Source organism: uncultured Methanobrevibacter sp., from assembly GCF_900314695.1.
Classification (GTDB): Archaea; Methanobacteriota; Methanobacteria; order Methanobacteriales; family Methanobacteriaceae; genus Methanocatella.
In genome coordinates, this window is the sequence record NZ_OMWD01000012.1 from 38,982 (window position 1) to 52,722 (window position 13,741).

Annotated in this window: 14 protein-coding genes; 10 read left to right on the forward strand and 4 right to left on the reverse strand. The window is 31.8% G+C overall.

Translation table 11 applies throughout. The annotated features are described in order from the left end of the window. Positions 1–11 precede the first annotated feature (11 nt). From QZN45_RS05295 to QZN45_RS05325, 7 genes are read left to right on the forward strand one after another with little or no spacing between them, the layout of a single operon-like run. Positions 12–1,418: a 4Fe-4S binding protein gene (locus QZN45_RS05295; protein ID WP_292609776.1), complete on the forward strand. Its 1,407-nt coding sequence runs from the start codon at positions 12–14 to the stop codon at positions 1,416–1,418. Beyond that, positions 1,419–1,904 carry a 4Fe-4S binding protein gene (locus tag QZN45_RS05300; protein ID WP_292609775.1) on the forward strand — a complete coding sequence of 162 codons (486 nt, stop codon included), beginning with the start codon at positions 1,419–1,421 and terminating at the stop codon, positions 1,902–1,904. It abuts the gene before it with no gap. Further along, entirely contained in the window at positions 1,905–2,351 is a 447-nt protein-coding gene (locus tag QZN45_RS05305; RefSeq protein ID WP_292609774.1) for an NADH-quinone oxidoreductase subunit B family protein, read from the forward strand. 12 nt (positions 2,352–2,363) lie between these two features. Beyond that, the gene (locus QZN45_RS05310) at positions 2,364–3,491 is read left to right on the forward strand and encodes a nickel-dependent hydrogenase large subunit (protein ID WP_296811588.1); all 1,128 of its coding nucleotides are present in this window, start codon (positions 2,364–2,366) and stop codon (positions 3,489–3,491) included. A 3-nt stretch (positions 3,492–3,494) separates the two neighbouring features. Continuing rightward, on the forward strand, positions 3,495–4,493 hold the full coding sequence (locus tag QZN45_RS05315) for a respiratory chain complex I subunit 1 family protein (protein WP_292609772.1): 999 nt from the start codon (positions 3,495–3,497) through the stop codon (positions 4,491–4,493). Positions 4,494–4,503: 10 nt separating this feature from the next. Continuing rightward, positions 4,504–4,767, forward strand: a complete 264-nt coding sequence (locus QZN45_RS05320) for an energy-converting hydrogenase B subunit P (RefSeq protein WP_292609771.1) — start codon at positions 4,504–4,506, stop codon at positions 4,765–4,767. Further along, positions 4,760–5,419 (forward strand): DUF5612 domain-containing protein, encoded by a 660-nt coding sequence (locus QZN45_RS05325; RefSeq protein WP_292609770.1) that lies wholly within the window; start codon positions 4,760–4,762, stop codon positions 5,417–5,419. Before QZN45_RS05320 ends, QZN45_RS05325 begins: the two co-directional genes overlap by 8 nt. A 54-nt stretch (positions 5,420–5,473) precedes the next feature. Here the strand turns inward: QZN45_RS05325 and cas4 are convergent, their stop codons facing one another. The 4 genes from cas4 to QZN45_RS05345 form a co-directional block, all read right to left on the reverse strand. Then, positions 5,474–6,268, reverse strand: a complete 795-nt coding sequence (cas4, locus tag QZN45_RS05330) for a CRISPR-associated protein Cas4 (protein ID WP_292609769.1) — start codon at positions 6,266–6,268, stop codon at positions 5,474–5,476. Positions 6,269–6,388: 120 nt separating this feature from the next. Beyond that, positions 6,389–7,882, reverse strand: a complete 1,494-nt coding sequence (locus QZN45_RS05335) for a sodium-dependent transporter (RefSeq protein ID WP_292609768.1) — start codon at positions 7,880–7,882, stop codon at positions 6,389–6,391. Between the two features lie 720 nt (positions 7,883–8,602). After that, positions 8,603–9,676, reverse strand: a complete 1,074-nt coding sequence (locus QZN45_RS05340) for a DNA polymerase subunit beta (RefSeq protein ID WP_292609767.1) — start codon at positions 9,674–9,676, stop codon at positions 8,603–8,605. Between the two features lie 514 nt (positions 9,677–10,190). After that, positions 10,191–11,282: a heparan-alpha-glucosaminide N-acetyltransferase domain-containing protein gene (locus QZN45_RS05345; RefSeq protein ID WP_292609766.1), complete on the reverse strand. Its 1,092-nt coding sequence runs from the start codon at positions 11,280–11,282 to the stop codon at positions 10,191–10,193. A gap of 612 nt (positions 11,283–11,894) precedes the next feature. Here QZN45_RS05345 and QZN45_RS05350 point away from each other — a divergent pair. Genes QZN45_RS05350 through QZN45_RS05360 form a run of 3 tightly spaced genes read left to right on the forward strand, consistent with a single transcriptional unit; the run spans position 11,895 to position 13,698 of the window. Next, entirely contained in the window at positions 11,895–12,488 is a 594-nt protein-coding gene (locus QZN45_RS05350) for a DUF366 family protein (protein WP_292609765.1), read from the forward strand. After that, the gene (locus QZN45_RS05355; RefSeq protein WP_292609764.1) at positions 12,485–13,000 is read left to right on the forward strand and encodes a 6-carboxytetrahydropterin synthase; all 516 of its coding nucleotides are present in this window, start codon (positions 12,485–12,487) and stop codon (positions 12,998–13,000) included. Before QZN45_RS05350 ends, QZN45_RS05355 begins: the two co-directional genes overlap by 4 nt. Then, complete coding sequence (locus tag QZN45_RS05360) at positions 13,000–13,698, forward strand: 7-carboxy-7-deazaguanine synthase QueE (protein WP_296811594.1); 699 nt, start codon at positions 13,000–13,002, stop codon at positions 13,696–13,698. The genes QZN45_RS05355 and QZN45_RS05360 overlap by 1 nt, the downstream gene beginning before the upstream one ends. The last annotated feature ends 43 nt before the right edge of the window (positions 13,699–13,741 follow it).

The following is a 13,741-nucleotide window of genomic DNA, read 5'->3' on the forward strand; positions in this document are numbered from 1 at the left end:
GGGTTTTTAAAATGTTTTTAACAACTAATACATGTGAAGGAAAAAGAGATTGTATTAAAAAATGCCCTACAAAAGCCATTAAGTTTATCAATGGAAAGGCTTTTAGTTGTCTTACTTGTGGAATTTGTCAGAAAAACTGTCCGAATGATGCAATATTCCGCAATATTTACGGAGGATATGTTGTAGACAGAGCCAAATGTAATGGCTGTGGAATGTGTATGTACAACTGCCCAACCAATAACATTACTATTGAAGATGGAATTGTATATGGTATTTGTTCACGTTGTGGAGTATGTAGTGAAGTCTGTTCAAATCGTATTGATGGTTATGAAGTAGAAAAAGACAGACAAATCACATTAATCAAGTCATTTAACATATTGGACCCTCCTTTAAAGGATGTTCCACATAAAACAGATAATATTAAGACTGAAGTTACTCGATATTACTATGGCACAGATTTAGAGAAATGTATATTGTGCGGCAGATGTCAGCAATATTGTCCTGCAAGCGCAATTCAAGTACGTATTGATAGGGATGAAGGAATTTGCAGTGAATGCAGATTATGTGAAGATGTATGTCCTAACGGTTCAATGAATAGACTACAAATTGTTAATAGAGATACATGTACTCTTTGTCTAAACTGTATGAAAGCATGTCCTCATAATGCGATTTCTGTTGATGGATTTAAGATAAATATTAATAAGTTGAATCAAAAACCTGACGGCTCAATCATATCTTGCCTAAACTGTGGTTTATGTGCAGATTTATGTGAAAATGGGTCTCAAAAAAGGGATGGTAATAAATTAAGATATGATCCAACAGCTGATACTGAGAATGTTACTCATGATAAGGCTATTGATGCATGTCCGATTCACATTTTACATGAAGATGATGAGATGTTTATCTATGATGAAATTGATGATGTTGAATTACCTACATTATCCGGTTTCTGCGTATCTTGTGGAAAATGTGTTCAAGTTTGTGATGTAGCCAAAGCTCGCCAAGTAATGGTCTATTCATGGGATGGAAAAGTATCTGATGATTGTATTTCCTGTGGAATATGTAGTGAAGTTTGTCAGGAAGATGCAATTACTCTGCATAGAGGAAAGATTTCCGTTGATTTGGATAAATGTATCTTATGTGAAAATTGTGCTGTTCACTGTCCGGTTGATGCCATACCTAAATCTACAATGTATAAAAATGAAATTACTGGTGGATTCAATTTCATCGAACAGCAATTGTGTATGCATTGTGGTTTGTGTCATAAGACTTGTTCATATGATGCAATTGATGAAATCGATGGACAGTTTGTTGTTAATGAAGATAAATGTACATATTGTGGTGCATGTAAAAATGCATGTCCTGCAAAAGCATTCTTATTCGAAAGAAATTTTAAAGATTCAATAGAGGGTATTTAAATGAGCAATTTACTTAAAATAGCTTTACAAGGAGCTTTTACTAACTTTAAAAGAATCTTTTTTGCAGCTGATAGAGTTACTGACATGGAATTGAGAAAACAAATCGCCACTCTTTCAGTAGAAGTTGATGATAGGGTTGACGAATCAGCTTGTATTGGATGCGGAGGTTGTGCCAATGTATGTCCGACAGGTGCAATTGAGATGAAAGGGCTAACCAGTCCTAAAAAATTAACTGATGATTGGATTAAAAGCGAAGTACCTGAAATTAATCTAGAAAAATGCGTTGTATGTTATTATTGTCATGATTTCTGTCCGATATTTTCACTTTATGGTCAGAAAGGAACAATCCATCCAAGCTGTGTTGGAGATCAGGAAGTTGACCTTGATTTGACTGAACCATTTAAAATTTCAGATGAAAAGCTTAAAGTCATTTCACAATATTTATCAGATAATACTGTGTTGAGAAATAGGGAGGAAGGTGATTAGATGGGAATTAAATCATTTTCAAGAGCCAGAGCAATACATGTCATGTTAGTTTACACTGGCGGATGTAACGGATGCGATATTGAAATTGTTAATTCAATTTTATCACCAAGATTTGACGCTGAACAATATAATGTGTTCTTAACTTGGAATCCTCGTGAAGCTGACGTTTTAGTTGTCACAGGTCCTGTTACACATTTAAATAGAAAGCCATTGGAAGAGATTTACAAGGCCATTCCTAATCCGAAATTGGTTGTGGCTGCTGGAAGTTGTGCTCTAATGGGTGGTGTTTATAAGAATTGTTTTGCTGATATTCCATCCGAAGAAATTGAAGGACCTGTTGAAAACATCATACCGGTCAATGCAAAAGTTCCGGGTTGTGCCGTAAGGCCTCAGGATGTTTTGGCAGGTGTAGTATCATTATTACCTACATTATTAGATGCGGATTAAAGAGGGGATTAAATGGATGAAAAAGTACCGAGAAGCAAAATTATTGAAACGGAAATTCCAATGGGTACAGTTCACCCTGCTGCATTGGAACCATATAGGGTAAGGATTTTTGTTGAAGATGAAATAGTTCAGGAAGCTGAGATTACCATCGGAGTTAATCACAGAGGAATAGAAAGAATCATGGAAGGACTTCCGGTTCAAAAGGCAAATTCACTTACTGAAAAAATTTGTGGGATTTGTTCAAATGCACATATATGGAATTCATGCAGAACCGCAGAAATTGGATTAGGTATCGAAATTCCTGAAAGAGCATTATACATTCGTGTAATCATGGGGGAACTTGAACGTTTACATTCACACTTCTTGTATTTGGCGCATGGTTGTGAAGTATTGTCCCATGAAACATTTTCAATGAGAGTGTTCTATTTAAGGGAAATTGTAATGGAACTGCTTGCAATGATTGGAGGAAACAGGGTTCAGTATGGCTGTTCTGTTTTAGGTGGAGTAAGGCCTAGATGTGATTTGGATGAAGCCAAATTATTAAGGCTAAAAAATGATATGGATAAGATAGAAGAAGGGCTTACTGATTTTGCCGAAAGATTCACTTCCGATTCTATTGTAATGTCAAGGATTTCAGGAATTGGTGTTCTTCCTCAAAAGCAGGCTATCAAATTGGCTGTAACCGGTCCGACTTTAAGGGCAACCGGTGTTGCAAGAGACCTCCGAACAACAATGTTTGAATATGATGAATTTGATTTTAATGTGGTCACTCAACCTGGTGGTGATGTCAAATCCAATTTGTTGATGAGGGCTTTAGAATCATTTGAATCAATTAAATTAATTCGTCAGGCTATTGCTAACATCCCTGAAGGTAAGGTAGTTAACAGGGATTGGGAAATGTTTGACACTGATATTACTGAAAGTTACATAGAAGTTCCAAGGGGAACATTATATCATTCTTATGCTCTTGAAAGCGGTAGGGTAAGACACTCAATTATCAGAACTCCATCAATGTCCAATATTGGTGCTATGCAATATGCATGCATTGGTGATCAGATTACTGATGCTCAGCTTTGTATTGTACAGTGTGACCCATGTTTCACATGTTCTGATAGAGCAATTGAAATAATAAGGAGATAGATTATGTTTGAAAATACACTCGTTAACTCAATTCTTGCAGTAATTGGCACAGTGCTTGTTTGCTTTTTAATTTCAACACTGCTTCCAGGAATTGAAAGGAAATATATTCATGCTAGAATTCAACAGAGAATTGGACCTGTCGTTCTTGCTCCAGGTGTAATGGCTCCAATCAAATTCATGTTTAAAGAAAATGTTGAAGTTTCATCTCCTGTTCCGGGATTATATAAGTCATTGCCAATAATCTGCTTTATTGTTGTTTTATGTGTTCTTATTGCATTAACTCCTCAAGCTTATCAATTTCCGGCACTTGCAAGTTTAGTGGCTGTCGTCGGATTTTTAAAGGTGGAAGAAATATGCTATGTTTTGATGGGAGCATTATCCAAATCTGTCATGTCAGTTAGGATGCCATTCCCTGATAAAATAAAGGGCGCTACTCATTTAAACTCCAACAGATCATTTATTGAAGATATAAGTGCTAAAAGGTCATTAAGGATGATTACTTATGGATCATTTCCATTGTATTTGGCCTTATTTGCTCCGGTAACTGCTGCTGGAAGCATTTTCTTATCAGACATTGCCGCATATCAACATGCCAATGGTCCGTTTTTATTTACAGCATCTGGTGCAATTGCAGCTATTGTGTTCTTCATTGGATATATGATAATTTTAAATGAATATCCATTTTCAATAATTAAGGCTAAAAGCGATGTTATTGAAGGACCATACATGGAATATGCTGCAAAATATAGGGCTGTTGTTTATCTGACAAGAGGATTTTTCATGTTTGTACTTGGTGCAATCTTTTCAGTATTGTTTATTGGAGTGCCGCCAACAATTCTTTCATGGGGAATTTTAGTCAATATTGCAGTCGCATTGATATTCGTATTTATGATGGGAATCTTATCAGCATTCAGTCCAGTATTTACAAATAGACAGTTATTGCCAACAATTTTAGGATCAACATTACTTGGAATATTGGCTATTGTGCTTGGATTATTATGAGGTGATTATTTTGAAATTTGTAATGAGGCCGTATCACATGGTAAGTCTTGGAGGATACATTGTTGAGTGGGATTTTCCTTATAGAAATCTCATAGTTGTAAATAAAACCTCTGAACCAATTAAAATTGAAATACCAGTTTTTCATGAAGAATGGATTGCTGAACATAGGGATTTAGGTCTTGAAGTTATTCCTGTTACTAAAAATGATAATTTTTTAAGCATGTGGAAAAGGGCGCATGCTGAATTAGATAAAATTAGGCCAAAAAATGAATGATTATACGCTAACTATCCAATCATACGAAAAGAAAGGAGTTTTAGATAATATTACTGATGTTATCACTTCTCATGGTGCTAATATTAGTTACGTTCATCTTTTTGTTGAAAAAAATAATATGGGATCTATCAATTTGGAATTGGAGCATGTTGAAAATATTGATGATTTGCTTTCGGATTTGGAAAATATTAAAGATATCAAATCCGTTGAATTGCACGGTTCCCAATTGGATATTTATGGAAAACGTATAATTATCGTTGGTGGGGGAGCACAAGTTTCCCAAGTAGCTAAAGGTGCAATCACTGAAGCTGACAGACATAATATACGTGGTGAGCGTATAAGTATTGATACTATTCCATTAGTTGGAGAAAAAAATTTGGCTGAAGCTATTGAGGCTATTTCAAGGCTTCCCCGTGTTACTGCACTGGTTTTGGCAGGTTCCCTTATGGGTGGTGAAATTACAGAATCTGTAAAAAAAGTTAAAGAAAATGGAAATTTGATTGTAATTTCTCTTAATATGCCTGGTAGCGTAACCAAATATGCAGATTTAATTATTACAGACCCTATCCAAGCTGGAGTTCTTGCAGTGATGTCTGTTGCAGATACTGCAGTGTTTGACATTAAAAAACTTGGAGATAATATAAAATATTAATTTTTTTCATGTTTATGGACATATAGGGGAGTTATTTTTAACTCCCTTCTTAACTTAACCTTTAAGACAGAAATTTTCATACCCGCATTTGCTGCATTTTTTTGGATTCATTTTCACGTTCGGAAGCTTTTTATTTTCAGTAATTTCTTTAACTTCTCTTATTACTTCAAACAACCCTTTTCTTAAGTTCACATCCATCACAACAGGTCTTTTTTCATCAATTTTTTCATAATATACAAAGCCAACAAAAACTTCGGTTTCGAATTCCTCTTCAAGAAGTATTGCATGAGCTACTAATTCTATGGCATCCTGGTCCCAAACACCTTTTAGAGGAGGGTTTGAACTTTTAATGATCACTGGATAATATTTGCCGTCAATTATTTCTATTTTATCACATATTCCAATCAATTCCAGTTTTTGGTCTTTTAATAAATAGGAATACATGCAGTTTGGAAAAAACATGTCGGTAATGGCAAAGGCATCTTTTTGGTACATATTCATGGCCTGTTTTATTTTTAAAGCTGTTAATTTTATATTAAAATAAGTATTGTCGATTATTTCATTGACTTGGTCGGAGGTCATGTCCAGATTCATTGATATTATCGCATCGGCATTGCTTTTTATGAATGTGTCGATATTTTCAGATAATTCTTTTTCGATTTCGGATAGTTCCATTTCCTTTTTAATTTTGCGCAAATTTTTCTGAATCAAGTCCTGAATGTCGATTTTGAGTTTTTTAATCTCGATAGCTAATTGGTAATTGTTCTCTTCCTCTTTATCTACGTATGTTTGGATGTATAGGTTTCTTGGACAGAACATATGTGTTTTAATTGTTGATATATTTATCATTTTTATAACCTCTAAAATTGTGTAATATTATTTTAAATTTAATAATATAAATATTTAGAAGTAATAAATGTCTTAAATTCTTTAAAATTAAATAAAAAAAGATAATAGCTAATATTTTAGCTATTTTGAGTAAATTTTATGTTCGTAGTAATTTTTATTACGTGCAGGCAGTAGTGCAATAATACATGGAACCACTATCACCACAATTGTTAATATTAACATTACGATTGAACTTAGGGTATCTGCTTCATTAATGGTTGAAACCACTCCCTGTATCCAAAGACCTAGGATACAAATAGGTAAAATGTATTTGATGACTATTTTCCAAGTTTTCCCTACTTTAATTGTTGAATGAGCATTCAAGGTCTCGATTAAATCATCAAATTTGTAAATCCAACCAAATACTATACATTCAAGAAGTACTGCAAATAATAATGCGAAGTTATTTAAAAATGCATCGAAGATTCCTAAAATTGTACTTCCAATGCCTGTTGTAAAAATAATTGAAATACAAAATCCAATAATGCAAACTACGGTTGCGGTTTTTTTACGTTCGATAAGGAACTTTTCAGAAATTGAATAACATACTCCTTCAAGTAGTGCAATAACGGATGTGATTCCTGCAAATAAGATGCATAAAAAGAACAAAGGTCCAATTACATATGCTGCAGGTCCCATTGTATTGAATACTTGTGGGAATACTACAAATGCAAGTCCTGTTCCGGATGTTACAAGTTCATTAAATGGAATTCCGCTTGTCACGGTCATGAATCCTAAAATGGAAAAAATTCCAATTGAGTTAAACACTTCAAAACCGGAGTTTGAAAATGCTACGATTATTGCGTTATCTACTAATTTTGAACCATCAGGCAGATAACTTGCATATGTCATTGCAATTGCCATTCCTAAACTTAGGGAAAATACGATTTGTCCGAATGCTGCTAACCATACATCTAAATTGCCCAACGCCGACCAATCTGGTGTGAAAATTTGTGTATAACCTGCTGATGCACCTGGTAAAGTTAATGAGAATGCAACAATAACTACAACAATTCCACAAAGTATAGGTAATAAAATTTTACTTACATTACCTATTCCATCATTCAAATCTCTTTTGATGATAAACCATGCTATAAACCAAATGGCAAATACTGAAGCAAGGACAACTGGTACGATAGTAAAAAATCCGGATATTGAATCTGTAGAGTGTAATACTGAATTAGTAAAGTATAGGTCAGGGTTTGATCCCCATGCTTTTGTAAAACTTAGGAATATATAGATTAAATCCCATCCGACAACACAAACGTAATAGGTCGTAATTAAGAATACAACAATCAGTATAAACCATGCTACAGGTTCTAATTTTTCATTAATTGAATATAATATTCTTGCAATTGATCTTTTGAACTTGAATCCGACGGCATACTCCACTAAAACAAATGAAATTCCTAAAAGAAATATTGAAACGATGTATGGAATCATAAATGATCCTCCACCGTTGGAGTATAAAACATTTGGGAAACGCCATATGTTTCCAAGACCGACAGCAGAACTAATCATTGCCATCATAAATGCAAGATTACTATTCCATTCTGATTTTTTCTGTTCTGTCATATAATCACATTAAATTTAATACTATTATTTAGGTATTTGAAGTTTATATATTATTGTATTAAATTTGTTTAACTTGTGTTATTTTTTCTTAAAATAATTTGAATAGATTTATATTTGTTATTTTTCTTAAATGAATAATATTTCTAATGTAAAATGGTGAAAAGTTAATAATATGTGTCCTAAATTTTTAGTGTTTGTTTAAAAAATTTGACAATTATCTTTTTTTGGAGGATACTCTTTATTAGTATTGTTTCTTGTTTTTAAAGAATAATCTCAGTAAAGTTTATATATCTGTTTTTCTCTAAGCAATTTTACTTAATGGATTTAATAAGCTTTAAACACGATTTGATGCATAATGTAATTTTAAATTAGCCTCTAATGTAAAAATGGAGGTGATAAGTAGGATGTTTGAATTAACTAATACTTATTCATTATGCATCCCCATTTCATTTGAATTGAATGATGTCTCCGGTCATACAACTAATTTGAGTGAGGTAAGGATTGTGGAGATAATTATGCTCTTGCTGGTGACATATTATCCAAATATTATTACTATATTTGAGATAAATATAGACATTAATTGACTATTTTTTTGAGAATTCTATTTTTTGTTTTCTATTTGAATTGTTATTCTGCATTGGGTGTTGACATTCACATCACCCTTTTTCAAATCCACTTTGATTTTTTTGGTTTAAAGAATTACAATCCTAGAAATATTATTTAAGCTGGACTTTCCTTAAGCTTCAAATACTCATCAATTGCTTCACGGGTAGTTCCGACAACAATGCGGTAATGTGAAAATTCACCATTTATAATGACCTTTTCCACTTTGCCTTTAGCAATTACATGCTCACCGTCAATAACTTCGCCGGCATAGGTGTGTGTAAATGAAACAACTTCAGTCAATGGGAAATCAACGCCGTCAAGAACTTCAACATTTTCAATTGTATAAAGTGAAGGATTGTCGAATGCTCCAAGTGCGCTTACGATATCACATTCGATTTTTGCTATTCCCTGAGGCTCATATACTGTATCTCCCCAAACACCTTCAATTTCATCATAATCCTTGGTTGCTAGAATGTCAAATAAAGTTCCGTTGATTGTTCCTCTGTTTGCTTTTCTGTTTTCATACCATCTGAATTCCTCTTTTGTAAGGCTTTCGTCAAACATTCTTTTATCATAAACAAAATCCCAGTAATCGTTGGTGATTCCTTCAACGGTAATGTGCTTGTCGACTTCTTCGATGTATACTTCTTTTCCACGGTGTTCTTTAAAAGTGGCGATTGCTCTTCTGTGATTGTCAAGGCCATATACGACAAAGTCCAGGTCGCTTACATCACTTTTTTGAAGGCCGGGTAGGATTGAACCTGAAATTCCCAGATGGTCATATGGAATGTCTGCCATGAAATGGAAAAAGTCGGCAACATCCATTAATTTTGCAATCAATTCAGGATTTTTAACTTTTCCTCCTTCATCAAAAGTCTTTTTAAGGCCTAAAAGCCTTTCTTCAGGTTTTATTATTTTTTCAACCTTTTCCAATGGAACTCCCATCATTTCAACATTGGTAACTTCTGAAAAATACAAATAATCAGGATAGTTTTCACGTAAATATGAGTATGCTTCTTCTGATCCTACTTTTCTATAACGTTTACCGTCTTTTTCACGGTCTCCTTTAGGATCTGGAACATATCTTAAAAATGAAATGACTCGGTTTTCTGGATGGATGTAATTGGTGGATGCGAAATACAAATCATCGCTTGTGTAAATGAAATCTCTTGTTCTTACTTGTTTCATAATTTTTACTCCTAGTTTTAATTTTTAATTTTAATTAATTAAAATTTTACTAATATTGACGAGTTTGTTTAGTTCGTTATATGGATATTATCTGTTCAAATTAAGTTTAGGTATTATGAATCTGTAATGGATGGAATTTTTTTTTAACATTCTATTTATATATTTTAAATTATATATCTATCAAATGAATAATTTAATAATTTTTTTAGATTTTCATAAATTAAATCGAAATCTTAATTGTTTGATAGATATTTGGATTCCAAGAAATCCTTCAAAGTATTTGCTTATTTTACGAGTGATTGATATCCAATTTTCATTATTCTCAGAATTTTATCAATAAATTCATAGACTTTAACTAAAAAATTTTTTGTCCAAAACTATATTTTGTTGATTTTTCCTGATTTTTTGATGTTTGTCTAAATAGTGTAGAGATTTTCCTAAGTTATTTAAGATATGATTTAAAATAGTTGAAGTAAGAATATGTTTTAAATTTTTTCTAGAGAAAATATTCACTTCAACCAGTTCTTAATTTCTTATACAATATAGCACAGGCTGTAGATACGATTAAAATTAATATTGAAAATATGGCACATGTCAAATCGGTAAATAGAATATCTTTAAAGATATAAGCTAAACCTATTATTGTTAAAGGTATGAAAAATGATTGTCCAATATAAATTCTATTGATGTTGCTGCTTAATGTTGAAAATACCTTATTGATTCTATCCGGCAAATATTTAGCCAAATAATAGCAAAGCCCCATAACTCCATGAATATAGATTATACACAATATTGCGTCCAATGTTGTCATGTAATAATACAGTACTCCTCTGCCGGAAAATAATTCTTTTCCCCATAATGTTGGAGATAGTCCGAAATATATTATAACCAATATAATAAAAATTGGCCAGTATTTAAAGAATTGTGCTTTGTTTTTAACTCTGATGAAATATTGTCCCCATATTAATCCTGAAATTGGAAAAATAAACCAGTTAAATAATGGAAATGCTGTATATTCTGTAGTGGTTCCAATGAAATAACCAATGAATATATTTAAAACTGGTGTGCCGAAATCAACACATCTCAAGAGGCTACCAATTAAAGACATTGCCAATGCTATGATAATCAGCCATTTGTTTGAAAGTTCAAATTTCTTAAGAATGCCTATTAAAACGAAAGACAAACCTGCAAATATTAAAACCCCACAAAAAAAGAATATTAATCCGCCATGGATATGGTAAAGATCCCACCTGCCCAATAGTGAACCGCTTGTAAAGTAAGGTAAAACATATTCAAATAAATTCACTAAAATGCCTGTAAGATATAAAATGCATCCTCTTTTAATCATGGTGTCCCATTGGCTATGCCTTGAATAGACAATACCTACTCCCATACAAAACATGAAAATTGGAGCCGGACAAGGTCCTCCTAAAACATCTGCAAAAAGAATATTATATATAAAACTAGTTGAATGATTAAAATCCCCAACCAATATCAGGAAATTAATAAAAACCATAAAAATAATTGAAAGGCCTTTTGCTATATCAAGTTCCATTTGCCTACCTGTGTTCACCTTTTCATCTGAAAACAAATCCTTAATACTCATAATTTTATGTTATATATTTAATAATATTTAACTGTGTGATAGGTAGTGAAAAAATTATTGTTTGATATAATTATGAATAATTATTATTGGATGTTGGAGATGTAAAATGATAAGTATCTAAACATTTTTTATATATTTTGTATGATTTTATTCGTAATGTTTTGATTTTTTTAGGATATGTCTTTATGAACTGGTCTTTAAAAGCCGATTTCTAAAAATTTTTTAAAATCTTAAAAAGAAGCAAATATTACTTTATTTAAAAAAAGGGTTTTAATTTAAGAATTGTGTGAACAGAAATGGTGCAGACCAAAAAGACAATTGGCAGACTGGTGTCTAGTTGATATTTGCAAAAAATCATATGATTTTTTTAAATTGATTTTACGATTAATAATATTGTTATTGTTTTTTTTAAAAACTAATTTTAATTAATTCAAAAATCAGTTATTTTATTTTTCATTCATATTTGCACAAATTTATTTTTTGAAATCTATATACAAAATTGACCAAATATGATTATTTATATATTAATATGATGTTGTATATAATGCGATACTTTTTTTAATACCTTTAACTAAATATTAATAGGTAATTTAATAATTGTAGGTTTTTATCATGGATATTACTCACAAGCATATTGATGAAATTTTTGAATATGATGGTAGCCAAATTAATCCTTCATGGGCTTTTCAAGAATTCGGAATATATGGATCATCAATTGTAACTTGGATTGGTCCTGTAAATATTACTCCGGATAATTTAAAGGATTTTGCTGATGTGGGTCTTGAAATCAAATCTAATTATATGGTCAATTTTATTTGTGAGTTCTTTGACCAACAACCCCCGAATATGAGGGTTGCTTATTTAAGACAAAGATTATTGGTGATGATTTTTAGAGAAATCTTAACTGAATATGGAATTCAAACAAAAAGGGAAGGTGATGATATATTTGTTGATGGTGGAAAACTCTCTATCTCAATAGCAAGCATTTCCTTAAGCTCTGCAAAAATACACTTTGCCCTTAACTTGGAGGATAAAGGAACTCCAAGTGATGTTGAAACAATTGGTCTTTATGATATTAAAGTTAATGGTGAACAAGTATTCAATCAAAATAATTTATTGGATTTAATTAATAAAACTGTAAAAAATTTTATTAATGAATTAAAAACAATTGAAAACGATATAAGTAAAACTAAGGTGTTAGGATGAAAATTTTAATAAATGGTATTCAATCAAATTTAAGATTTTCTTCTGCCCATGTAATTCCGGGCCATGAATCCTGCGGATTTATTCATGGTCATTCATATTTTGTTGATATTGAAATTGAAGGTGAAAGGGCAGGAAAATTCGAGTTTGTAGTTGATTTTAAAGATGTTAAAGATTATACTAAGGCAATTTGTGACGAACTGGACCACAGATTGTTGATTCCTGTTTACAATGATTTGATAGAATTTAAGGAATTTGATAAGAATAAAGATTCAATTTTTGATTTAAAAGAACAAAATTCTGTTAGATTTAAAATAGATGGTAAAGGTTATTCTGTTCCTGCAGTTGACTGTGTATTTTTACCATTGCCCTATACTTCAGCTGAAGAATTGTCTAAATTTTTTGCAGAAACTTTGGCTAAAAAATTATCCGAAACTTATGACAATTTGGAATACGTTTCAGTTTGTGTAAATGAAGGAATCGGTCAGGGAGCGATGTACAGGAAAGATTTATGATGAAAGCTCCAATTATTGAGATTTTTTCATCCTTTCAGGGTGAAGGATTATTGATAGGTGAAAGACAAATATTTGTTAGATTTGCGGGATGCAATCTAAACTGCAATTATTGCGACACCAATGATAGTAAATCTGAAAAATCAGGTAGGTTAATGACACCTCAGAGTGTAACTGATGAAATAAATAAATTATTAACTCCTGATTGCAGAAGCATTTCATTTACTGGAGGTGAACCTAGTCTGTATCCAGACTTCATTAATGAAGTTTCAAAATTAACGGATTTGAAGATAATGCTTGAAACTAACGGTACTTTGCCGGATAATATTGATTCAATCGAAAAATTGGACATGGTTTCATTGGATATTAAATTGCCTGAGCATTTTGATGGTGATTTTGATGATGAAATTTTTTTCAATGAAATTAAATCACTAAATTTATTAATGGCGAAGTCTAAAAATGTATATTGTAAAGTAGTTATATTGCCTTCAACAAAAATAAAATCATTTAAAGAGGTAATCAAAAAATTATCCGATAATATTTCAAGCAAAAGTGATCTTCAAATAATTATCCAACCTTCTAGTCCATTAAACGAATGGAAGGACCTTAATTTTAAATTATTTGAGTTTTCAGAGATTGTTGGGCAATATTTTGAAGTTTCCACCATCCCTCAAATTCATAAAATTCTGGATATTGAGTAATTTTGTTTTTAATTGTGTGATTTTATTTTTAAAAAGTGATATA